This window comes from Streptomyces sp. B93 (assembly GCF_018070565.1).
Taxonomy (GTDB): domain Bacteria; phylum Actinomycetota; class Actinomycetes; order Streptomycetales; family Streptomycetaceae; genus Streptomyces.
In genome coordinates this window covers 72,073-95,490 of the sequence record NZ_JAGPXL010000026.1, presented here as the reverse complement: position 1 = coordinate 95,490, position 23,418 = coordinate 72,073, and the positions used below count along the sequence as shown (strand labels likewise).

General features: G+C 73.5%; 19 protein-coding genes and 1 pseudogene. 9 read left to right on the top strand and 11 right to left on the bottom strand.

Annotated elements, in window-relative coordinates; all coding sequences use genetic code 11:
• The 7 genes and pseudogenes from KBY47_RS23475 to KBY47_RS23445 form a co-directional block, all read right to left on the bottom strand.
• Positions 1-394, bottom strand: a pseudogene (locus KBY47_RS23475) (hypothetical protein); the annotation flags it as partial.
• Positions 395-494: 100 nt separating this feature from the next.
• Positions 495-1,097: a hypothetical protein gene (locus KBY47_RS23470; protein ID WP_210923841.1), complete on the bottom strand. Its 603-nt coding sequence runs from the start codon at positions 1,095-1,097 to the stop codon at positions 495-497.
• Between the two features lie 99 nt (positions 1,098-1,196).
• Complete coding sequence (locus tag KBY47_RS23465) at positions 1,197-2,441, bottom strand: MFS transporter (protein WP_210923839.1); 1,245 nt, start codon at positions 2,439-2,441, stop codon at positions 1,197-1,199.
• A gap of 22 nt (positions 2,442-2,463) precedes the next feature.
• Positions 2,464-3,834, bottom strand: coding sequence for a CitMHS family transporter (locus KBY47_RS23460; RefSeq protein WP_210923837.1), 1,371 nt, complete (start codon positions 3,832-3,834; stop codon positions 2,464-2,466).
• A 122-nt stretch (positions 3,835-3,956) separates the two neighbouring features.
• Positions 3,957-6,188 (bottom strand): molybdopterin oxidoreductase family protein, encoded by a 2,232-nt coding sequence (locus KBY47_RS23455; RefSeq protein WP_210923835.1) that lies wholly within the window; start codon positions 6,186-6,188, stop codon positions 3,957-3,959.
• Between the two features lie 120 nt (positions 6,189-6,308).
• On the bottom strand, positions 6,309-6,941 hold the full coding sequence (locus KBY47_RS23450; RefSeq protein ID WP_210923833.1) for a TetR/AcrR family transcriptional regulator: 633 nt from the start codon (positions 6,939-6,941) through the stop codon (positions 6,309-6,311).
• Positions 6,942-7,332: 391 nt separating this feature from the next.
• A complete protein-coding gene (locus tag KBY47_RS23445) occupies positions 7,333-7,851 on the bottom strand; it encodes a hypothetical protein (RefSeq protein WP_210923831.1) in 519 nt (172 codons plus the stop codon).
• Positions 7,852-8,009: 158 nt separating this feature from the next.
• On the opposite strand from KBY47_RS23445, the gene hmgA reads away from it, so the two are divergent.
• The 4 genes from hmgA (at position 8,010) to KBY47_RS23425 (ending at position 12,590) form a co-directional block, all read left to right on the top strand.
• On the top strand, positions 8,010-9,338 hold the full coding sequence (gene hmgA / locus KBY47_RS23440; protein WP_210923828.1) for a homogentisate 1,2-dioxygenase: 1,329 nt from the start codon (positions 8,010-8,012) through the stop codon (positions 9,336-9,338).
• A gap of 66 nt (positions 9,339-9,404) precedes the next feature.
• Complete coding sequence (locus KBY47_RS23435) at positions 9,405-10,154, top strand: GntR family transcriptional regulator (protein WP_210923827.1); 750 nt, start codon at positions 9,405-9,407, stop codon at positions 10,152-10,154.
• A 26-nt stretch (positions 10,155-10,180) separates the two neighbouring features.
• Positions 10,181-11,332: a type ISP restriction/modification enzyme gene (locus KBY47_RS23430; RefSeq protein WP_210923825.1), complete on the top strand. Its 1,152-nt coding sequence runs from the start codon at positions 10,181-10,183 to the stop codon at positions 11,330-11,332.
• Between the two features lie 49 nt (positions 11,333-11,381).
• Entirely contained in the window at positions 11,382-12,590 is a 1,209-nt protein-coding gene (locus KBY47_RS23425; protein ID WP_210923823.1) for a CaiB/BaiF CoA-transferase family protein, read from the top strand.
• Positions 12,591-12,602: 12 nt separating this feature from the next.
• On the opposite strand, the gene KBY47_RS23420 is transcribed toward KBY47_RS23425, so the two are convergent.
• From KBY47_RS23420 to KBY47_RS23410, 3 genes are all read right to left on the bottom strand, one after another.
• Positions 12,603-12,872, bottom strand: a complete 270-nt coding sequence (locus KBY47_RS23420) for a hypothetical protein (protein WP_210923822.1) — start codon at positions 12,870-12,872, stop codon at positions 12,603-12,605.
• 126 nt (positions 12,873-12,998) lie between these two features.
• Positions 12,999-13,826 (bottom strand): anti-sigma factor domain-containing protein, encoded by an 828-nt coding sequence (locus KBY47_RS23415; RefSeq protein ID WP_210923821.1) that lies wholly within the window; start codon positions 13,824-13,826, stop codon positions 12,999-13,001.
• Entirely contained in the window at positions 13,823-14,365 is a 543-nt protein-coding gene (locus KBY47_RS23410; protein ID WP_210923820.1) for a sigma-70 family RNA polymerase sigma factor, read from the bottom strand. The genes KBY47_RS23415 and KBY47_RS23410 overlap by 4 nt, the downstream gene beginning before the upstream one ends.
• A gap of 206 nt (positions 14,366-14,571) precedes the next feature.
• Between KBY47_RS23410 and KBY47_RS23405 the strand changes: the two genes are divergently transcribed.
• The 4 genes from KBY47_RS23405 to KBY47_RS23390 all read left to right on the top strand — a co-directional run bounded on the left by KBY47_RS23405 (position 14,572) and on the right by KBY47_RS23390 (position 20,970).
• A complete protein-coding gene (locus tag KBY47_RS23405) occupies positions 14,572-16,110 on the top strand; it encodes a DUF4331 domain-containing protein (RefSeq protein WP_210923819.1) in 1,539 nt (512 codons plus the stop codon).
• Positions 16,111-16,194: 84 nt separating this feature from the next.
• Complete coding sequence (locus KBY47_RS23400; protein ID WP_374103100.1) at positions 16,195-17,625, top strand: tetratricopeptide repeat protein; 1,431 nt, start codon at positions 16,195-16,197, stop codon at positions 17,623-17,625.
• 176 nt (positions 17,626-17,801) lie between these two features.
• Positions 17,802-19,301 (top strand): nickel transporter, encoded by a 1,500-nt coding sequence (locus tag KBY47_RS23395; RefSeq protein ID WP_210923859.1) that lies wholly within the window; start codon positions 17,802-17,804, stop codon positions 19,299-19,301.
• A gap of 40 nt (positions 19,302-19,341) precedes the next feature.
• On the top strand, positions 19,342-20,970 hold the full coding sequence (locus tag KBY47_RS23390; RefSeq protein WP_210923857.1) for a serine/threonine-protein kinase: 1,629 nt from the start codon (positions 19,342-19,344) through the stop codon (positions 20,968-20,970).
• 33 nt (positions 20,971-21,003) lie between these two features.
• On the opposite strand, the gene KBY47_RS23385 is transcribed toward KBY47_RS23390, so the two are convergent.
• Positions 21,004-21,807, bottom strand: coding sequence for an SGNH/GDSL hydrolase family protein (locus tag KBY47_RS23385; RefSeq protein WP_210923816.1), 804 nt, complete (start codon positions 21,805-21,807; stop codon positions 21,004-21,006).
• 315 nt (positions 21,808-22,122) lie between these two features.
• On the opposite strand from KBY47_RS23385, the gene KBY47_RS23380 reads away from it, so the two are divergent.
• On the top strand, positions 22,123-23,328 hold the full coding sequence (locus tag KBY47_RS23380) for a S8 family peptidase (RefSeq protein WP_210923814.1): 1,206 nt from the start codon (positions 22,123-22,125) through the stop codon (positions 23,326-23,328).
• Positions 23,329-23,418 lie beyond the last annotated feature (90 nt).

The following is a 23,418-nucleotide window of genomic DNA, read 5'->3' as shown; positions in this document are numbered from 1 at the left end:
GGGGGGGGGGGGGGCGGGGGGTGGCCCGGGGTCTCACGGGGGACGACGGGGTGCCGGAACCGGCGGGGCGGTCCGGGCGCGCGGGGGTGGCGGTCCGCTCCTGCGACCGGGGTGACCGCTCCGGCGGGCCGGGCGACGGCCGCTCCGGGGCGGCGGGGGTGCGCTCCCCCCGTAGGGGCTCGGACGGCTTCGCGGGTGCCGTGCGCCGCTCGGCGTCCGGGGCCGCCGTCCCCGGTCCTCCGCCTGAGCCCTCGCCTTCGCCCTCGCCACCGCCCTGTGGAGCCTCCCCCGCCCCGGCCTCGGCACGGGGGCCGGAGGCCGGGGCGGGGGTCGGGGCGGGATCCTCGTCGGCCTGGTTCCACCAGACACCGCCCACGACCAGCGAGACGGTCAACAGACAGGTCCTCGCCAGCCGGTAGGCACGGGTCCGCCGCCAGGGCGCGGGCCTGCGCGTGGGCGTGGGCGGGCGCCGGTGCCGTTGCCGGTGGCGATGGCTAGTGGGAGCCATGCGGGCGACGGCGGAGCCGGAACCAGACCACCCCGCTCACCGCGGCCAGCCCCACGGCGGCGGCACCGGCGACCGGTGCGAAGGCGGCGTCACGGGCGAGGCCGCCGCCCCCGGCGGGCGGGCCGCCGTGCGGACCCGGGGTGCTCGCCATCGGCTTGGGCGTGGCACAGTCGACCTCGAACACCTTGAACTTGCCCGCGCCATGGCCGAGATTGGTGCTCCAGGTGAGCTTGTACTGCCCGTTGGGCAGCCCGAGGGGCACGCTCTGGGCGGTGCCGTTGCCCGCGGCCGTGATGTCGCCCGCCAGCTCGGGCCGGGGGTCGGGCACGGGCTGCTTGTCGATCTCCCAGTGGACCTGCTCGCCCGCTGCGAAGTCGAAGGCGGCCAGGTAGAAGTCGCAGACCTTGGACTCGTCGCTCTGGTCGCTGAACGTGGTCCCCATCTTGTGGATCTTGATGTCCCCGTTGTCGACGGGCGGCTGGGCGACGGCCGCGGGAACACCGAACGCGGTACTGCCCGCGAGGGTGAGGGCGGCGAGGGCGGTGGTGCGGGCGCCCGCACGGCGACATGGACGGGGCAGGGTGGGCATGCGCATTTCCTCCGAGTCGTGCGATTTTCATACGAATCGCTTGGCCCGACTCTCTGTCACACGCGCCCCCGGATCGCGGGAGCAACGCCTCACACGCCGTCAGGTTCCACTCTTTCGCCGCAGCCGGTCCCGCAGGTGACGGGCGGCCGGACGCCCCGTCACCGGCCCCTCGGACGGCCTGCCGGGCGACCGCAGCGCCACCCCCGACGACAGCAACAGCAGCCCCCCGAGCATCACGAACGGCGCCGCCACCCCCGCCACCCCGGCGATCAGTCCCGCCGCGGCCGGGGCCGCGACCTGCCCGAGCCGGTTGCCGGTCAGCCGCAGCGCCAGCGCGGTCGAACGCGCCTCGTCGGGAGCGGCCTGCACCACCGTCGTCATGGACAGCGGCTGCCCCACCCCGAGACAGAAACCGAGCACGGCCAGCGTCAGCCCCAGCGCCCACACCGGCACCTCCACCGCGACGCCCGCGCACAGCACCGCGCCCAGCAGACAGCTCAGGGTCAGCAGCAGGGTCCGGCCGAGCAGGCGCAGCAGGGGCGTGAGCACCAGACGGCAGGCGATGGTGGCCGCCGCCCGCAGGCTGAGCAGCAGACCGATCACCGAGGGGTCGATGCCCCGGTGCTCGCCGACCACCGGGAGGTAGGCGGTGAGAATGTCGGTGGCGGAGAGCACGGAGAGACTGATCAGGATGCCCGCGGGCACGCCCCGGGCGCGCAGGATGCGGTGGACGGGGACGCGCCCGCCCTGCCCGGTACGGGACGTGGGCGTCGTACCGCGGTGCTCGATGCGCCACAGCGAGGTCACCGCGACCGCGCAGCCCGCCCCCGCCACCAGCAGGGCGAGCGCGCTGCTGCCCGCCAGGTCGTCACCGCCGATGAGGGCGCCCGCGGCGATCGGGCCGACCAGTTGGCCGAGGGAGGCGCCGATGGTGAAGTGGCCGAAGTTGCGGTCCTGTTCGTGCGGGGCGGACTGGCGGGCGACGAGGGACTGGGCGCCGATGACGAAGGCCAGGTGGCCGAGCCCCATCACCCCGCTCCACAGGGCCATCGTCCACAGGGAGTCCGCCAGCCCGCTCAGCGCGCAGCCGCCGGATATCAGGACCACCCCGGCGGGCAGCAGGGGCGCGCAGCGGCCGTGGTCGGTGCGGCGGCCGAGCGGTACGGCGGCGAAGAGCGGCAGCAGCGCGTAGACGCCCGCGATGACGCCGACCGCCCGCTCGTCGGCGCCCAGTGCGAGGGCCCGGTAGGAGACGGCGGGCCGGGCCATCGACACCGCCCCCTGCGCGAAGCTGAAGGCGATGACGAGGCGGAGCAGCCAGCCGCGGTTCCCACCGGGCCTCACGACGATGTCCTCCATCAAGCGGTCAGATGATTCCGAACAGCATGCCCGCCCCGAGGATCACCAGGCAGGTGAGGGCCGCCCACTTGACCACGAACCGGGTGTGGTCGCCGAACTCGACCCTGGCCATGCCGACCAGCACGTACACGGCGGGGACGAGCGGGCTGGACATGTGCAGGGGCTGTCCGACGAGGGAGGCGCGGGCCATCTCCAGCGGGGAGACGCCGTGCGCGGCCCCGGCCTCGGCGAGCACCGGCAGGACACCGAAGTAGAAGCCGTCGTTGGACATGAAGTAGGTGAGCGGCAGGCTCAGCACCCCGGTGACCAGGGCCATGTGCGGGCCCATGCTGCCGGGGACGATGTCGACCAGCCAGCGGGCCATGGAGTCGACCATGCCGGTGCCCTGGAGGACGCCGGTGAAGACGGCGGCGGCGAAGACCATGCCGGAGACGTTGAGGACGTTGTCGGCGTGGGCGGCGAGCCGGGCCTTCTGGTCGGGGATGTGCGGGAAGTTGACGGTGAGCGCGAGGGCGGCGCCGAGCAGGAAGAGCACCGGGATCGGCAGCCACTCCATGCTCATGGCGGTCAGCAGCGTGGCGGTGAGCAGCGCGTTGAACCAGTACAGCCTGGGACGCAGGGTGGGGCGGCCGGGGTCGAGGACCTGGAAGGCAGTCTCGTCGTCCGTACCGCCGCCGCTGCCGCCGGTGGCCGCGCTCGCACTCCCGCCCGCGCCGACGAGGACGGTCTCCTTCTCCTCCGCCAGCACCTCGTCCAGCGTCAGCGTGCCGAGCCGCCTGCGCTCGCGCAGACCGAGGACGTAGGACAGCACGATCACGAACACCAGGCCGACGGCGAGCGCCGGGATCATCGGGACGAAGATGTCGCTGGCGTCCAGCTTGAGGGCGGTGGCGGCGCGGGCGGTGGGGCCGCCCCAGGGCAGGGTGTTCATCACGCCGTTGGCCATGGCGGCGACACCGGTGAGGATGACCAGGCTCATCTTCAGCCGCTTGTACAGCGGGTACAGCGCCGAGACGGTGATCATGAAGGTGGTGGAGCCGTCGCCGTCCAGCGAGACGATCGCGGCGAGCAGCGCCGTACCGACGACGACGCGCATCGGGTCGGCCTTGCAGAACCTGAGGATGCCCCGGACGACCGGGTCGAAGAGTCCGACGTCGATCATCAGGCCGAAGTAGACGATCGCGAACATCAGCATCGCGGCGGTCGGCGCGAGGCTGGTGACGCCGTCGATGACGTAGTCGCCCAGGTGGGCGCCCTTGCCCACGAACACGCAGAACAGCGCGGGGATGAGCACGAGCGCCGCGATGGGTGACATCTTCTTCATCATGATCAGGACCAGGAAGGTCGCGATCATGGCGAAGCCGAGGATGGTCAGCATGAGTGGATACCTAACGTTCGCCCTTGAACTCCCACCAGGGCCGGCGGTGCGATGGACGTTAGGACCCGCCGAGCGGCGTTAACAAGACGTTGACACGCGAGCAATAAGCGCAAAACTCCAGGTCAGGGCCGTGCGATCAGTTCGACGGGTACGCCGTTCAGGACCGCGTTGCCGGACAGCGGGTCGAGCAGGCTGCCGTCGAGGAGCTGGTTGACGTTGACGCCGGGGTCGGTGGCCGCGTGCCGCAGCCGGGTGCCGGGGCGGTCGTGGCCCCAGCCGTGCGGGAGGCTCACCACGCCGGGGCGGATGTCGGCGGTGACCTCCGCGGGCGCGGTCACCTCTCCCCCGGCGCCCTTGACCCGCACCGCCTCGCCGTCGCGCACGCCCAGGCGGTCCGCGTCCTCGGGGTGGATGTGCAGGGTGCAGCGGTTGGAACCGCCGGTCAGCGCCGGGACGTTGTGCATCCAGCTGTTGTTGGAGCGCAGATGGCGGCGGCCGACCAGGACGAGCCCGGCGGGGCGCTCGGCGAGGGCCTCGCGGAGGCGGGGCAGGTCGTCCGCGATCGGGCCGGGAAGCAGCTCCACCCGGCCGCTGCGGGTCCTCAGCGGCTGTGGCAGCCGGGCGGCGAGCGGCCCGAGGTCGATGCCGTGCGGGTGCGCGAGCAGCCGGGCCAGGGTCAGCCCGTCGGGGCGCGCGCCGAAGCCGTCGCCGTAGGGACCGAGGCGCAGCATCATGTCCAGCCGCCGCTCGGGGCCGTCGTCGCCGGTGAGCTGGGCGGCGAGTTCACGCGGGTCGCGGCCGTACGCCGGTGAGTGCGGCTCCTTCACCGCCTTGCCGAGGGTCTGGTCGACGACCATGGCGTCCACGGCGGCGGGGTCGGTGCCGTGCATGCCGGTCGCCGCCAGGACGAGCCGGGCGTGGATCTCCGTCTCCGCCATCCGGCCGGGCTCCAGCGGGACGGCGGGGCGGGTGTAGCGGACCTGGTTGCGGACGGCGAGGGTGTTGAACGCGAAGTCGTGGTGCGGGCTCTGGGCGGGCGGGGGCGGCGGCAGGACGACGTCGGCGTGCCGGGAGGTCTCGTTGAGGTAGGGGTCGACGCTGACCATGAAGTCGAGCGTGCCGAGGGCCTTGTCGAGGCGGTCGCCGTCGGGGGTGGACAGCACCGGGTTGGCGGCGATGGCGATCACCGCGCGGATCGGCTCGCCCTCCTCGGTGGCGGTGTCGATCTCCTCCGCCAGGGCGGCGATGGGCAGTTCGCTCTTGGCCTCGGGGTGCCCGCTCACCCGGGACCGCCACCGCCCGAGGGCGAAGCCGCGGCCGGGTCCGGCGGGGCGGGGCGTCCGGTCGGTGGCGGACTGCGGGAAGAGGGCGCCGCCGGGCCGGTCGAGGTTGCCGGTGAGGATGTTGAGGACGTCGACGAGCCAGCTGGCGAGGGTGCCGTGCGGGACGGTGCAGCTGCCGATGCGGGCGTAGACGGCGGCGGTGGGGGCGGCGGCGAGTTCGCGGGCCAGGGTGCGGATCAGCGGGGCCTGGACGTCACAGGCGGCGGCGACCTCCTCCGGGGTGAAGTCCTGGAGGGACTCCCGCAGTTCGGCCAGCCCCTCGACGTGCGGCGCCAGGTCCTTGAGGTCGGCGAGGTCCTCCTCGAACAGGACGTGGGCCATCGCCGCGAGGAGCAGGGCGTCGGTGCCGGGGCGCACGGCGATGTGCCGGTCGGCGAGCGCGGCGGTGCGGGTGCGGCGCGGGTCGACGACGGTGAGGGTGCCGCCGCGGGCCTTGAGCGCCTTCAGCTTGCCGGGGAAGTCGGGGGCGGTGCACAGACTGCCGTTGGACTCCAGGGGGTTGGCGCCGATGAGCAGCAGGTGGTCGGTGTGGTCCAGGTCGGGGACGGGGATGGCGTTCGCGTCGCCGTAGAGCAGGCCGCTGGAGACGTGCTTGGGCATCTGGTCGACGGTGGAGGCGCTGAACACGCTGCGGGTGCCGAGGGCACCGAGCAGCACGGGCGGGTAGAGGGCCCCGGCCATGGTGTGGACGTTGGGGTTGCCGAGGACGACGCCGACCGCGTTCGGGCCGTGCCGCTCGATCACCGGCCGGATCCCGGCGGCGACGGCGTCGAAGGCCTCCTCCCAGGTGGCCTCGCGCAGCTCACCGTCCCTGCGGACCAGGGGGGCGCGCAGCCGGTCGGGGTCGCCGTCGACGGCGCCGAAGGAGGCGCCCTTGGGGCAGATGAACCCGCGGCTGAACACGTCGTCGCGGTCGCCTCGGGCGCCGGTGACGCGGGTGCCCTCGATGGTGAGGGTCAGGCCGCAGGTGGCCTCGCACAGGGGGCAGATGCGCAGAGCGGTGCGGGACACGGGGTCCTCCCGGGGTGGCGGCGACGCTGACGCGTGGGGTCGACGCGAGCATACCGACCGGTACGCATGTAGGGGAGGGGTCGGGAGACATCCCAGCGGCCGGACGGTGACCGCCTCGGGTCAGTCCAGCACCCGGCCCAGATACGCCCGCAGCAGCTCCCGCATCTCCGCGATGATCCGCTCGTCGCCCTCGGGACGCACCCGGAACGCCAGCTGGACGAGGGTGTCGGCGGTCTCCACGGCGACCAGGAAGGTACGGCGCAGATCGTCGTCGGGGTCCCGGGGCAGATGGCCGGAGAGCAGGTCGAGCAGCCGGTCGGCGACGCGGTGGTTGGGGTCGCCGTGCCGGGCGCCGACCGGGATCTGGTTGCCGAAGTCGACCAGGGAGAAGCCGGGCGCGGTGCGCTTCATGGCGAGGTACTCGTCGAGCACGGCGTCCAGCGCGGCCCGCCAGCCCCCGTCGGCGCCGCCGTCCTTCAGCCGCTGCCCGACCCGTTCGGTGTAGCGCTCCAGGTTGCGCTGGGCGAGGGCGTCGGCCATCTCGCGCTTGTTGCCGAAGAAGCGGTAGACGGAGCCGATCGGGACCCCGGCGCGTACCGCCACCGCGCGGGTGCTCAGGTCGTCGTAGCCGACCTCGTCGAGGAGGTCGGCGCAGGCGTCCAGAATCCTGGCCAGCCGCTCGGCACTGCGCCGCTGCACGGGCGCACGGCGCAGGGGTACGGCTGGGGGCGTGACAGGGGGCACGGGCTCCATGATGCCTTTCCGCCGAAGCACGGTGAAGCCGGGGCCGGGGTACGGGGCTGGGGCCGGGGTACGGTGCGGGGGCCGCGGGAGGGCACCGGGGCCACGCAGGGGGCCGGGGCCACGACAGGGCGCCGAGGCCACGCAGAGGGCCAGAGGGCCGCGGCACGGCACGGAGGCCATGGCAGGGCACCGGGGCCACGACAGGACGCGACCGGCGCCCGCGCCACGTCCGGCGACGAAGGCCACACAGGGGCCAGAACTGCGGCACGGCGCCGAGGCCACGACAGGACACCGAGCCCACGACAGGACGCGACCGGCGCCCGCACCACGTCCGGCGACGAAGGCCACACAGGGGCCAGAACTGCGGCACGGCGCCGAGGCCTTGGCAGGGCGCCGGAGCTCACTCCCCGGCCCCCTCCGTCCCCGAGGCCGTGATGTCCGCCGTGCACTCGATCGGCTCCCCGTCCGCCGCCCACACCGTGCCGTCGTCGGCGTAGAGGCGGGCGGTGACCTGGTGGGTGCCGCGGGGGACGAGGCGGGCGGCGAGCCGGTACTCGGGGGTGCGCAGCTCCGCGATGAACCGGCCGTCGAGGAAGAGGCGGGCGACGCCCCGCCCGGCGACCGCCCGCGCGGGGGTGTCGGCCGGTGAGAAGCGGAAGCCGTCGAGGGTGAGCGTCAGGTCCCAGCCGTCGCCGGAGTCGTCGGGCTGCACCTCTATGTCCACCTCGGGCGCGTCGTCCTCGTCGACCTCGCGGAAGGCACGCCCTTCCTCGTCCGTGTCCTCCAGCAGCTTGCCCACCGGTGAGGGCGACTGGACGGACGCCTGCTCGTTCGCGTCACCGGTGCCGCAGCCCGCTGTTCCGGCCAGCGGCAGGACGCAGAGCGCGAGCACGGCGAGGAGTCCCCGTATCCACGACATGCCCGGGAGCGTAGAACACGGGTGCGACACGTCGAATCCCCCTGGGGTCGGGTTCCGGTCATCCCTCCAGAGGAGGTCACCCCTCCCCCTTGCGTCCAGGAAAACGCAATCCTACGGTGATACATAGGAATCAGTACGTGCAAGGGAGCGATGCGAACATGAGCAGCGGGGACGCCCGGAAGACCGCCGAAGGACTGACCTACCTCTCCGGCTTCGGCAACGAGCACAGCTCGGAGGCCGTCCCGGGCGCCCTGCCCGAGGGCCGCAACTCACCCCAGCGGGCCCCCCTCGGCCTCTACGCGGAACAGCTCAGCGGTACGGCGTTCACCGAGCCCCGGGCGCACAACCGCCGCTCGTGGCTGTACCGCATCCGCCCCTCGGCCGCCCACCCGGCGTTCACCCGCGCTGACAACGGCGCCCTGCGCACCGCACCCTTCACCGAGACGGTGCCCGACCCCAACCGGCTGCGCTGGAACCCGCTCCCGGCGCCCGCCGGGGGCACCGACTTCCTCGCGGGCCTGTGGACGCTCGGCGGCAACGGCGACGCCACCCAGCGCACCGGCATGGCCGTGCACCTCTACCACGCCGACGCCTCCATGGACCGTGTCTTCAGCGACGCGGACGGTGAGCTGCTGATCGTCCCCGAGCGCGGCGGGCTGCTGCTGCGCACCGAGTTCGGCCTGCTGAGCGCCGAGCCGGGCGAGGTGGCGCTGATCCCGCGCGGGGTGCGCTTCCGCGTCGAGCTGCTGGACGACACCGCCCGCGGCTACGTCTGCGAGAACTACGGCACCCCGTTCCGCCTCCCCGACCTCGGCCCGATCGGCGCCAACGGACTGGCCAACCCACGCGACTTCCGCGCCCCCGTCGCCGCATACGAGGACACCGAGGGCGAGGTGGAGGTGGTGAACAAGTTCTGCGGCAACCTCTGGACGGCCGTCTACGGCCACTCCCCGCTGGACGTCGTCGCCTGGCACGGCAACCATGTGCCGTACGTCTACGACCTGCGCCGCTTCAACGTCATCGGGACGATCTCCTACGACCACCCGGACCCGTCGATCTTCACGGTGCTGACCTCCCCGTCCGACACCCCGGGCCTCGCGGGCATCGACTTCGTGGTGTTCGCGCCGCGCTGGCTGGTGGGCGAGGACACCTTCCGGCCGCCGTACTTCCACCGGAACGTGATGAGCGAGTACATGGGCCTGATCGAGGGCGCCTACGACGCCAAGACGGCCGGGAAGGGGGGCTTCGTGCCGGGCGGGGGCTCGCTGCACAACATGATGTCGGCACACGGCCCGGACCGGGAGACGTTCGACCGGGCGAGCGCGGCCGAGCTGAGGCCGCAGAAGGTCGACGACGGGCTCGCGTTCATGTTCGAGACCCGCTGGCCGGTCACCCTCACCGCCCAGGCGTCCGACGCCGACCACCTCCAGCGACGCTACGACGACGTGTGGCAGGGCCTGGAGCGCCACTACCGCGCGCTTCACTGATCGCTCGCCGCGAGCTGCCGCTCACTGGGTTGCACTGATCGTCCCGCTGCCGGTACGGATGGCCCCGTGACCTCCTTCGCCCCGGACTCCATCGTCCTCAACCGCAAGCTGCCGCTCTGGTACCAGGTGTCGCAGTCCCTGCGCGCCTCGATACTCGGCCGTTCCCCGCAGGACCCGCTGCGCCTGCCCACCGAGGAACAGCTGGCCGCGCACTACGGCGTGAGCGTGCTGACCATGCGGCAGGCGCTGAAGGAGCTGGAGGACGAGGGGCTGATCACCCGGCACCGCAGGCGCGGCACCTTCATCGAGCCGAACGCCCGCCGGGCCACCCCGGTGCGGCTGCTCGGCTCGGTGGACGCCATCGTGGCCCAGCAGTCCGGCATGACGACCGAGCTGCTGGACCACGGGCCCGCGCCGGTGCCCGCCGAACTCGCCGAGCACTTCCCGGACGTCACCGAGGTGGCGACGTACCACCGGCTGCGCAGCGACGAGAAGACGGGCGAGCCGACCAACCACGCCCGCAACCACGTCCGGCCCGAACTGGCCGAGCACATCGCCCTCGACGACCTGGTCCGCTGGCCGATGACGAAGGTGCTGCGCGATGTGGTGGGCGCGGACATCAGCCGCATCACGGACACGGTGGAGGCCCGGCTCGCCGACCCGGAGACCTCCCAGCTGCTCCAGGTGCCCCTGCTCAGCCCGATCCTGCACTACACGGGCATCACCTACGACACCGCCGGGCGCCCGCTGGACGTGGCCGTCATCCAGTACCGCGGCGACCGCTTCTCCTTCACGGTGACGCTCGACGCCACCTGACCCCCCGCTCGCGGTGCCGTCGTACGATGCCGGGCGTGACGCCCGACGACGACGCTCCGCCGCTCGCGGACCTCATGCCGTGGTCCGTCGCACCGCCGCGCCTCGGCCGGGGCTGGCCGGTGGCACCCGACGCGGCCTGTCTGAAGGCCCGTTGGGACGCCCTGGTGAAGGCGGAAGGGCCCGAGCGCGAGGCGCTCTTCGAGCCGACGCGGTCCCGCACGCTGCACACGGCCGTGGCCCAGCTGCCGGGACACTCCGGCGGCACGGAGCGGCTGCTGCGCGCCGACGGCCCCTGCCCGGAGCCGGTCCGGGTGCTGTACGCGCCCTTCGACGAGCAGTGGCTGATCCCCGACCACCGGCTGATCGACGCGGCCCGCCCGGAACTGTGGCGGGTGGCGGACGAGCACCAGGTGTTCCTGGTGGAACTGCCGGACGGCGTGCTCGCGACCTCGCTGCCGCCGCTGCTGCGCCCCGGCCGCGTCCGCCCGCTGCACCGCCGCCCCGGTGGCCGGGAACCGAACCTGGCACCGGGCCTGACGGCCCACCTGACCGCCCGGCTCGGGACGCCCTGCACCCCCCTGGACGTCCTCGCGTGGACGGTCGCGGTCGCCCGCCCCGACCTCACCGTGCCGCTCACGGCCGATCCCGCCCTGTGGGCGCACGGCGTCGAGCTGGGCCACCGGATGCTCTGGCTGATGCGCCGCGACGGCGACCGCCCCAAGCTCCCCGGCGGCCGCCGCCCCTACGTCCGCGCCCCGCTGCCGCCCCGCCCCCTGACCCTGGTCTACGACCGTGACGAGGAGGCCCTCCTCCTCGACGGGGGCCGGGTCTCCCCGGTGCCCCCGCAGGCCTGGGACTACGAGGTGGACGGGGTCCGCGTGCTGGAGCAGTGGTTCACCGCCCGCACCGCCGACACCGCCGAGCCCGGCACCCTGGCGGCGATCCGCCCGGCCGCCTGGCCGCAGGCCTGGACGTCGGAGCTGCTGGAGCTGATCACCGTACTGGCCCTGCTGGCGGAACTGCGGCCCCGGCGGCAGGCGTTGGCCGTCACCGACCCGATCACGGCGGCCGAGCTGCGCACGGCGGGCGTCCTGCCGGCCCCGGCCTCCGCCCGGCGCCCCGCCTCCGTGCTGGACCACCCCGAGGAAGGGCCGGAGGGCCAGATCGCCCTGCTGTGAGGCGCCGGTCACGGCGGGGGGCCCATGACAGGGGCCCGGCCCACGGGTCATGATCCACGGCATGACAACCCAGCCACCGCCCCTTGAGGGCGTCACCGTGGTCGCCGTCGAACAGGCCGTCGCCGCCCCCTTCGCCACCCGGCAGCTCGCGGACCTCGGCGCCCGGGTGATCAAGGTCGAGCGGGTGGACGGCGGGGACTTCGCCCGCGGCTACGACACCGCGGCGGGCGGCCTCGCCTCGCACTTCGTGTGGTGCAACCGCGGCAAGGAGTCGATCGCGCTGGACCTGAAGGATCCGCGCGGTCTGGAGGTCGTCCGGCGGCTGGTGGCGGACGCGGACGTGTTCGTACAGAACCTCGCCCACGGGGCGGCGGCCCGGCGCGGCCTCGACGCGGCCACGCTGTGCGCGGCGCACCCCCGCCTGATCGCCGTGGACATCTCCGGATACGGCTCCTTCGGCCCGTACGCGGACAAGCGGGCGTACGACATGCTCGTGCAGTGCGAGGCGGGGCTGGTGTCGGTGACCGGGACGCCGGAGCAGCCGGTGAAGGCGGGCATCCCGGCGGCCGACATCGCGGCGGCGATGTACGCCTTCTCGGGGGTGCTCGCGGCACTGGTGCGGCGCGGCACGACGGGCCGGGGCGGGCCGGTGGAGGTGTCGATGCTGGAGGCGCTGGTGGAGTGGATGGGGCATCCGTTGCACCACGCGATGCACGGGGGCACGACCCCGGCGCGCACGGGGCTCGCGCACGCCGTGATCGCGCCGTACGACGCCTACGCCACGGCGGACGGCGGGCGGGTGCTGCTGTCGGTGCAGAACGACCGGGAGTGGCGGCGGCTGGCGGAGCGGGTCGTCGGACGGCCGGAGCTGGGGACGGACCCGGCGTTCGCGACGAACGCGGCGCGGGTGGCGAACCGGGAGCGCACCGACGGGCTGGTGGCCGCGGCACTGGGCGCGCTGACGGCCGATGAGGCGCTGGCCCGGCTGGAGGGCGCGGGGCTGGCCTGCGCCCTCCTGCGGGACGTACGGGAGGTGGCGGAGCACCCGCAGTTGGCGGCCCGGGAGCGGTGGCGGGAGGTGGGGACGCCGGTGGGGCCGTTGCGGGCACCGCTGCCGCCGATCACGCTGCCGGGCGGGGAGACGGCGCGGATGGGGGACGTGCCCGCGCTCGGACAGCACACCGGGCCTCTGCTGCGTGCCGTGGGGATGACGGACGACGAGATCGCAGCGTTGCGCCGGGACGGTGTGGTGGCCTGAGCACGGCCCCGGTCAGTGACCTCCGAACAGTGAACGGCGAAGTCGGCGCAGCGGCGCGAAGAGCGAGACGCGGCGTACGCGCACACCCCGGTCGCTGCGGCGCTGGGCGGTGTCACGGGCGGTGATCTCCCGCATCAACGAGGTCGCCTCGGCCGCCTCCTGCTGCGGTATGGCGGGACCCGCCAGCACCGACAGATGACGGTCGAGGCGCGAACTGGTCGCGCTGCTCCCGCAGGTGATCGCAGGGACCCTGGCCCTGCTGCGCACTGTTATCTGTTCCATGTCACTCCCCACCCGTACGAGTCCACCCAGCCCGGGCAGGGTAACCCTATCGCCCCCTCGGGGCACTCGTGTATCGCGGTCACAGGATTCACCTTCCCCGCAAGGGTGTTGACGATGCCTTTGCGACTACTCTCCGAATCCAACAGATTCCAGGGCGAGTTGGACAACGGGCTGGCTGGTGGGCTGGGGTGATCCGCCGTCGGGTTCGACGGTCACGGCGAGTGACGTCGCCGAGCGGTCGAGCCCGGAGGCGACCAAGGGCGTGTCGCCGTCGAAGAGCCCGAGGGAGCGTGGTTGCACACCGGGGCGCATGAGCCACAGCTGGTGCACCCGCCCGCCCGACGGATCGCCGTATCCGCTCAACGTCACCACCGCGCGCCCCTCGGACACGGAGGCGATCACTCCGATACGGCGGCCCCGGGCGTCCCGTCCGGAGTCGGCGCGTGCATCGGGGGCGGCCAGGACGTGGGCGATCTCACGTGCCCGGTCCCGCTCGGCGGCGAGCTGGTCCTCGCTGCGGTTCGCCTGCACGGCGAAGAGCGCGGCGACGACGAGCGCCGCCGCGGCGGTCGCGGTGGCGAACGGCACGAACAGGGGGCGCGTCCGGGGCGCACGCGCGCGTGCCGGTGGCGGCTCGGTCCCCCACACGTGCGGCGGCAGTTGCCCCGGCGCCCGGCCGCCCGCCGCCACGGGTGCCGGTGCCGGTTCCTGCGGGGTGGTGCGTACGGCGGCCAGCACTCTCTCGCGCAGGGCGGGCGGCGCCGGTGCGGCCGTGGACCAGGCCAGCCGGACGGCGTCCTCGGACAGCGCCCGCACCTCGGCCGCGCACCGCGGGCACCCGGCGAGATGCCGTTCGAAGCGGACCCGCTCGGAGGGTTCCAGGGCGTCCAGGGCGTAGGGCGCGGCCAGCGAGTGCGGATCCTCGCGGCGCAGCAGCCGGTCGAGCAGGCTCATGCGGCACCTCCCAGGCACTCCCGCAGCCGGGTGAGCCCGTCACGCATCCGGGTCTTGACGGTGCCGAGCGGCAGGGACAGCCGTTCGGCGACCTCCCGGTAGGTGTACCCGTCGTAGTAGGCGAGGGTGACGGACTGGCGTTGCAGGGCCGTCAGCCGGTCCAGACAGCGGCGCACCCACTCCCGTTCGAGACCGGCCTCCACCTCCTCTGTGACCTGGTCGAAGGCCGGTGGCTGGGAGCGCATCGCGTCGCGCTGCTCGCGCTCACCGGCCGCGCGGGCGCTGCGCACCCGGTCCACGGCCCGGCGGTGGGCGACGGTGAGGATCCACGCGAGCGCGCTGCCGCGGCCCGGGTCGAACCGCGCCGCGGACCGCCACAGCTCCAACAGCACCTCCTGGGCCACCTCCTCCGACTGCGCCGGGTCCCGCACGACCCGGCGCACCAGCCCGAACACCGGGCCGGACACCAGTCCGTACAGTTCCTCGAACGCCCGCTGGTCGCCCCCCGCGACCCGCCGCACAAGCTCCTCGGCCTCCACCGACTCCCCCTCACCCCGGCCACACCGGCTCGGTCCCCTGACACCAGGCATTCGCACCGAACACACCTCCGGACGGGGGTACGGATCAGCGCGCGGAAAACGCGGGTCCGGCGGGGGCCGAAATCAGTTTCCCGTCCGACCAATCCGCCCGCGCCCGCACTCCGAATCCCCGTGCGTCAGGCAAGTTGGCACGGAGGACGGACGGCATGACACCTAATTCCAGGAGCGGCGCGGGACGCAAGGGCCTCGCCACCCTCGTGTGTGGTGCGCTGGCCGCCGGGGGGCTCGCAGCCGCCGGCGTGACCGCGCTGGAACCGGGGGCGGCCAGCGCCTCCAGCCACCGGGAGGCACCGCTGATCTCGGGCACACCGCAGTACGACAACACGGACGTGTACGCGTTCGTCAGCCCGGACAAGCCGGACACGACGACGATCGTCGCGAACTGGACCCCCTTCGAGGAACCGGCGGGCGGGCCGAACTTCTACCCGTTCGCCGAGGACGCCCAGTACGACCTGCACATCGACAACAACGGTGACGCGCAGGGCGAGCTGCTGTACCGCTTCACCTTCGACACGCACATCAAGAACAAGAAGACGTTCCTCTACAACACCGGCCCGGTCGAGAGCCTGGACGATCCCGACCTCAACGTCACACAGACGTACGACATCGAGCTGCTGAAGCTCAAGGACCAGGCCCTGGTCTCCCGCACCAAGATCGCCGACGACGTCCCGGTCGCGCCGTCCAACGTGGGCAAGGCGTCCATGCCGGACTACGCGGCGCTGCGCGAGCAGGCGGTGCACCACGTCGGCAGCGGCGTCACGGCCTTCGCGGGGCAGGCCGACGACCCGTTCTTCCTGGACCTGCGCGTCTTCGACCTGCTGTACGGCGGGAACCTCACCGAGGTCGGCAACGACACCCTCAAGGGCTACAACGTCAACTCCATCGCCCTCCAGGTGCCGACGCACATGATCACCGAGTCGGCCGGGCAGCCGATCGTCGGCATCTGGTCCACGACCCAGCGCAAGAACGCCCAGGGCCACTTCACCCAGGTGTCGCGGCTGGGCAACCCGCTGGTGAACGAGGTCGTCAACCCGCTGAAGGACAAGGACAAGTTCAACGCGGACTCGCCCTGGAACGACGGGCAGTTCCTGAAGAACGTCACCCACCCCGAGCTGCCCAGGCTCATCGAGGCGATCTACAAGATCGAGGCGCCCGCGGAGCCCCGCAACGACCTCGTCGACGTCTTCCTCAAGGGCGTCGAAGGGCTCAACCAGCCGCCGCACGTGCGGCCTTCGGAACAGCTGCGGCTCAACACCTCGATCGCGCCCAGCGCCGAACCCAAGCGGCTCGGCGTCCTCGACGGCGACAACGCGGGCTTCCCCAACGGCCGCCGGCTCTCCGACGACGTGCTCGACGCGGCGCTCCAGGTCGTCGAGGGCGAACTGCTCGGCGCGAAGAACGACCTGGGTGACGCGGTCGACGAGAACGACAAGGAGTTCGAGAAGGCCTTCCCGTACGTCGCCCTGCCGACCGAGGGCTCGCGCGGGCCGCTCGCCAAGGGCACCACGGGTGGCAACGACGTCCGCAGCGAGCTGGCCGACGCGTTGCAGCCGGCCGGGACGGCCGGGGGCTCGTCGCAGGACACGACGCTGGTCGCGGCGTCGGCGGGTGCGGGGGCGGCCGGTGTCCTGCTGATCGGCACCGGGTTGCTGTGGTGGCGGCGGATGCGGCGGCGGCCGTACTAGGCGCCGACGCGGGGTGCGGGTGACGCGGTCGCGGCGCCGTGGTGGCTGGTCGCGCGGTTCCCCGCGCCCCTTGGGGCGTATGGCATACGTCCCCTGAATCTGGCGCGGCCCGCTTTCGTCCCCCACGGGCGGGCCGCGCCGCCCAGCGTTCATCGACCGAGGAGAGAGGGCATGTCTGCGGAGGCAGGACGGTCCAGGCGGGCCGCACGGGTGGCGGGGTGTGCCGTGTTGTTGGCGGTCGCGTTGACCGCCGGGTCGGTCGCGGTCGGCAACCTCAAAGGCGACGACGCGCGGGGCGGCGCGGTCGCCGCCGGGCCCGGCGTGGTCCCGGCGCGGCTCGTCACGGGCGCCGATCTGAAGGCGGGCGTCAGCGCGCTCCAGGCGCACCTGAAGACGCAGCCCAAGGACTTCACCGCGTGGGCGGCGCTCGGCCTGGCCTATGTGGAGCAGGCCAGGACGGAAGGCGACCCCGGTCGCTACCCGCAGGCGCAGCGCGCCCTCGACCGGTCCCTGGAGCTGCGGCCGGACAACGACCAGGCGCTCGCCGGGCACGCCGCCCTCGCCGCGGCCCGCCATGACTTCACCGGCGCGCTGCGGTACGCCGACCGTGCGCTGGCGCGGAACCCCTACAGCGAGCGGGCGCTGGCCAGCCGTGTCGACGCCCTGGTCGAACTCGGGCGGTACGGCGACGCGTCGAGGGCCGCCGACACCGCCGACGACCGGCGGCCCGGCATCCCGGTCTTCACGCGGTACGCGTACGTGCGGGAGCTGCGCGGGGACACGGGTACGGCCCGACGGGTCCTGGAGCAGGCGCTCGGCTCGGCGGCCTCACCGGGTGACATCGCGTACGTGGCCACCGCGCTCGGCCAACTCGCCTTCGGGCGGGGCGATCACGACGCGGCCCTGCGCCACTACGCGCGCGCCCTGGCCGCCGACGACACGTACCTGCCCGCGCTGGAGGGCCGGGCCCGCGCGCAGGCCGCGAGCGGCGACCGGGCGGCGGCCGTCGCAGGGCTGGAGCGGGTCGTCGCGCGGGCGCCGCTGCCCGGCCCGCTGGTCGCGCTCGGCGAGCTGTACGAGGCGGGCGGCGACCGGGAGCAGGCGCGTGAGCAGTACGTCCTGGTGGAGGCGTGGACGGCGCTCGCGCGGGCGGGCGGTGTCAACGCCGACCTCGACACCGCGCTGGCCGCCGCCGACCACGGTGACGCCAAGGCGGCCCTGCGTGCGGCACGCGCCGAGTGGGAGCGCCGCCGCACCGTGCACACCGCCGACGCCCTCGGCTGGGCCCTGTACCGCAACGGACGCCCGCAGGAGGCCCTGCGCTTCGCCCGCCGGGCCACGGCGACCGGCTACCGCGACGCCACCTTCCTCTACCACCGCGGCATGATCGAACGCGCCACCGGCCACCCCCGCCAGGCCCGCACGTCCCTCACCGCGGCCCTATCCCTCAACCCCGGCTTCTCCCCCCTGGGCGCCCCCGAGGCCCGCAAGGCCCTGAAGGAGCTGCCCCGGTGACCACCCACCCGCACCTTCACCGAACCACCGCGCCCGACGCCCTCCGGCGCCCTGCCCCGCACCTGGCCCTCGCCACCGTCACCACACCAAGCCCGCGAGGCACTGAAGGAAACCGCCCGGAGACCACCCACCCGCGCACCCGCCGAACCACCGCGACCGGTGCCCTCCGGCGCGCTCTGCCGCGCCGGGCCCCCGCCACCGTCACCGCTCTGCTCACCGCGCTCGTCGCGTTGCTCCTGCTGCCCGTCACGGCCGCGAGCGCGCACCCGCTCGGGAACTTCACCGTCAACCGCTACGACGGTCTGGTCGCCGCCCCCGGCGAACTGCGCGTCCGCCACGTGGAGGACCTCGCCGAGATCCCCGCGACGCAGGCCGCGCCGGACGTGGAGCGGCTGGGCCTGACCGAGTGGGCCCGGCGGCGCTGTGCGACGGCCGCGCGGGACAGTGCGGTCACCGTCGGCGGCCGGGCGGTCCCGCTCACCGTGGCCGACAGCCACGCGCGCGTGCGGCCCGGGCAGGCGGGGCTCGACACCCTGCGCCTGGAGTGCGGGCTGCGGGCCCCGCTGCCCGAGGGCGACTCCGCGACCGCCGTGGGCTTCCGCGCCGCGCGCGACGACTCCGGGCCCGGCTGGCGGGAGATCACTGCACGGGGCGACCGTATGACGCTCACCGCGTCGGACGTGCCCCAGCGGTCGGTCTCCCGCGAACTGACCGCCTACCCGGAGAAGTTGCTGTCCTCCCCCGCGGACACGACGACCGCCTCCCTGCGCGTCCGCCCCGGCGGGCCGCCCCTCGCGCGGGGAGCGGAGCACGGGGACGAAGCGCCCGGTGCCGCCGTCCTCCCGCGCGGCGCCGATCGCTGGACGCGGGCCCTGGACTCCCTCGTCGCCCGGCAGGACCTCACCGTCGGCTTCGCCGCGTTCGCCCTGGTCGTCGCGGGCGGACTCGGCGCGCTGCACGCCCTCGCCCCGGGCCACGGCAAGACCCTGATGGCCGCGACCGCGGCGGCGCACGGCGGCCGGGCCCGGCTGCGGCACGTCCTGCCGCTGGCCGCCTCGGTGACCGTCACCCACACCCTGGGCGTGGTCGCCCTCGGCCTCCTGGTCACCGCGGGCTCCGTGGCCGCGCCCTCGGTGATCGCCTGGCTGGGCATCGCGAGCGGCGCCCTGGTCACCGTCGCGGGCGCCACCCTCGTACGCCGCGCCCTCCGCACCCGCCATCATGATCATGGCCACGCCCATGCCCACGGCCACGACCACGACCACGACCACGACCACAGTGCCGGTCACACCCACACCCACGGCGGCCACACCCACACCCACCCCACCGCCCCCACCCTCCGCGGCACGATCCTGCTCGGGTTCGCGGGCGGGCTCGTGCCCAGTCCGTCCGCCGTGGTGGTGCTGGTCGGCGCGGCGGCGCTCGGGCAGGCCTGGTTCGGGCTGCTGCTGGTCGTGGCGTACGGCGCCGGTCTCGCCCTGACCCTGACCGCGGCCGGGTTCGCGGTGGTCAAGGTCGGCGGGGGTGTCACCCGCGTACTGGCCCGGCGCCCGCGCTGGACCGCCGCTCCGGGCGCCGCCCTGGTGCGCCGGTTCGCGCCCCTGGGCTCCGCGTTCGTCGTCGTCGCCCTGGGAGCCGGATTGGTGCTCAGGGGGGCGGCATCCGCACTCGGCTGAGCTACTTTGTGAGGAAAGGGAGATTCGCGCCATGCGGCCTATGCGAATGGGGGTGCCCGTGACCGAGATCCCGGGCGGTGCACGCGTGATCGCGGGACGCTACAGACTGCTGTCCCCGCTCGGCGAGGGCGGGATGGGCACCGTGTGGCGCGCCCGGGACGAGGTGCTGGCCCGCGAGGTCGCCGTCAAGGAGGTGCGAGCCCCGCACGGACTGCCCGCCGCCGACGTGGAGCGGATGTACGCCCGTCTGGAGCGGGAGGCCTGGGCCGCCGCCCGGGTCGCCAACCGCAATGTGGTGACGGTGTACGACGTGGCCACGGACGAGGGCCGCCCGTGGATCGTGATGGAGCTGGTGCGGGGCGTCTCGCTGGCCGAACTGCTGGAGGCGGAGGGCCCGTTGCCGCCGCGACGGGCGGCGCACATCGGCGCCGAGGTGCTGGCCGCGCTGCGCGCCGCGCACGAGGCCGGGGTGCTGCACCGGGACGTGAAGCCCGCCAACGTCCTGATGGCGAACGACGGCCGGGTGGTGCTCACGGACTTCGGTATCGCCACGGTGGAGGGCAGTTCGGCGCTGACGATGACCGGTGAGGTGATCGGCTCGCCGGAGTTCCTGGCGCCGGAGCGTGCGCTGGGGCGCAAGCCTGGCCCGGAGTCGGACCTGTGGTCGCTGGGCGTACTGCTGTACGCGGCGGTCGAGGGCAGTTCACCGTTCCGGCAGAACACCCCGCTGCGTACCCTGCGCGCCATCGTCGACGAGGAGTTGCCGCCGCCGCGCCGGGCCGGGCCGCTCGCCGGTGTGATCGCGGGGCTGCTCCGCAAGGACCCGGCCCAGCGGCTGTCCGCCGACCGGGCCGAGCAGGACCTGCGGCTGGTCGGCGCGGGCGGTACGCCCGTCGCGGACACCGTGGAAGCGACGCCGTACGCGCCGACGGTCGTCGCCCCTCACCAGCCGACCGGGCCGACGCGGCCCACGTCGCCGACGCCGACCACGCCCGCCCCGCCGACGACCACGACGACCGCACCGCCGGGCCGTGACCGCCGTACCGTCGCCGTGCTGGTCGCGGGCGTCGTGGCTCTCGCGCTGGCGATCGGCGGGCTGTCGTACGCGCTGTTGAGCGGGGACGACGACGGCGGGGACAGCGGGAGCGGCGACAGCGCCGCGCCGGGGACGGGGCAGCGGACGTCGTCGTCGCCGGGCACCGAGGACGAGGCGGGGGCGGGGGCGCCGAGTCAGGAGCCGACGCCGACCCCGACGCCGAGCGAGGAGAGCCCCACGACGGATCCGCCGCCGCAGTCGGTCCGGGTCGCCGTCACCGGTGAGCGCACGGAGTATTCGGGGGCCTGCCCGCCGCCCGCCGAGGCGGCGCCCGCGTTCACGGCGACGTTCACGGTGGGGCGGCTGCCTGCGGAGGTCGACTACCGCTGGGTGACACGGGACGGCGAGGTCGCGGACGACGGCTGGAAGACGCTGTCGTTCCCGGAGGGCGGCGAGCGGACCCGTCAGGACCAGGTGATCGTGACGACGTACGCCGACAGCGGGACGTACGAGAACGGGATCGGTGTCGAGGTGCGCGATCCGGTGCACACCACGTCGAACACGGTCGCCTTCTCGGTGACCTGTGTGACGGAGACCCCGACGGACGGGGCCTCCGCGTCGTACAACCCCTGAGACGGCTCGGAGGGGTCTCGAACAGCCCGGGGATCAGGCGGCGTTGCGGAAGACGGGCAGGTAGCCGCCGGACTGGCCGTTGGCGGTCGGGTGGTACGAGTTGCCGATGTTGAACCAGTCGACGCTGTGCAGCCAGGCGCTGCCGGAGCAGAGTTCGTGGCCGGTGAAGGTGGTGCGGACGTCGCCGAAGGTGAAGCCGTGCGCGGCGGCGCGCTGGGAGATGACGCTGTTCAGGTGGTCGGAGGCCTGGTTGATGGCGCTGCGCTTGGTCTCCGACAGGCCGAGGCACGTGGTGCCGAGCTTGTAGAAGCGGGGGTAGCCGAGCACGACGACGTGGGCGGACGGGGCGCGGTTGCGGATCGCCGTATACACGTTGTTGAGCTTGCCGGGCAGGGTGGAGTCGATGTACGCCCGCGCGGTGTTGATGCGGGAGACGCAGGTGCTGTCGCTGGACAGCACACAGGTCGTCATGACGTCGGCGAAACCGGCGTCGTTGCCGCCGACGCTGATGGAGACCAGGCCGGTGCCGGTGTTGAGGGGGGTCAGCTGTCCGGCGAGAACTTCATCCGTTCGGGCGCCGGAGCAGGCGGTGAAGTTGAACGACGAGGGTGAGTTTGCCGCGGCCCACAGGTACGGGTACGCGTTCGTGCTGCGCTTGCAGTCGCCGCTGGAGCTGATGTAGCTGCCCGCGCCGACCCCTGAGGAGTAGGAGTCGCCGAGCGCCACATAGCCGGTCGCGGCGCTTTCGGAGGCCTGTGCCGCCGTGGCTCCGGTCAGAGCCGCGACGACCGCGAGGAGGGTCGAAGTCAGGAATACGACAAGTCGGGAACGTCTCATGGAACCTCCCTTTAGCAGGATCGCTGCCTGAACTTTGGTACCAGCTACGCGTGTTGACTGGAAGTGTTCATGCCAAAACTTCTCCCGCCCGCCCCCGCCCGGAGCCACTCGTTCATCGCTTGTTCGATTACGTGCTCATGACAGATTTGTTGACAGGCGTTCAAGTCTCTTGTTCCCCGGCGGCAGTTGGCTCAGTCTTGATCCCGGCCCCGAGCGGTACGCGACGTTCCGGGCTGTGCGTGCGAAGACGCGCGCACCCCCCACACGCGCCCGCCCCACCCCGGCGTGCGCTGCCTAGAGGAGGAAACCCTCGTAATGGCACAACTGCGTAGCAAGAAGGTGCGGCTCGCCGCGATAACCGGCCTGGCGACCGCCGCCCTCGTGGGCGGACTGACCGCCCTCCCCGCCCAGGCGGCCCCGGCCGTGGGCACCGTGCTCGCGGCGGACTCCCCCACCGCGATCAAGGACAGCTACATCGTCACGCTCAAGAAGGCCGCCGGTTTCAAGGCCTCCTCGAGCACGGGCAAGAACCTCATCAAGGAGTACGGCGGTTCGGTCGACAAGACGTTCGGCAAGGCGCTGAACGGCTACACCGCCACCCTCTCCGAGGCCGAGGCGAAGAGACTCGCCGCGGACCCGGCCGTCGCCTCCGTCGAGCAGAACCAGCGCGTCCAGCTCGCCGCGACCCAGACCAACGCCCCCTGGGGCCTGGACCGCATCGACCAGCCGTCGCTGCCGCTCTCCGGCACCTACACCTACCCGGACAGCGCGGGCACCGGGGTGACCGTGTACGTCATCGACACCGGCGTACGGATCACGCACTCCCAGATCAGCGGTCGCGCCTTCAACGGCTACGACGCCGTCGACGGCGACAACGTCGCCCAGGACGGCAACGGCCACGGCACCCATGTCGCCACCACCGTCGCGGGAACGACCTACGGTGTCGCCAAAAAGGCGCGCATCGTGGGCGTCCGGGTGCTGAACAACAGCGGCTCCGGCACCACGGCGGGCGTCATCGCGGGCATCGACTGGGTGACGGCCAACCACTCCGGCCCCTCCGTCGCCAACATGTCCCTCGGCGGCGGCGCCTCCACCACCCTGGACAACGCGGTGCGCAACTCCATCGCCAGCGGCGTGACCTACGCCATCGCCGCGGGCAACAGCAGCGCCAACGCGTCCTCCTACTCCCCCGCCCGGGTCGGCGAGGCGATCACGGTCGGCGCCACCACCAGCACGGACGCCCGGGCCAGCTACTCCAACTACGGCTCCGTCGTGGACCTCTTCGCCCCCGGCTCCTCCATCACGGCGGGCTGGCACACCAGCGACACCGCGACGAACACCATCTCCGGTACGTCGATGGCGACCCCGCACGTCGCGGGCGCGGCGGCGGTCTACCTGGCGGGCCACACCTCGGCCACCCCGGCCCAGGTCGCCTCGGCGCTCACCGCGGGTGCCGTCACCGGCAAGGTGACCAACCCCGGCAGCGGATCGCCGAACCGGCTGCTCCAGATCGTCCCGTGACGCCCAGGGCGTGACATGACGGCCGGGTTCCCCGGGGGCGGCACGGCGCCTCCGGGGAACCCGGTGGCGCGCACCCGCGCCACCGGGACA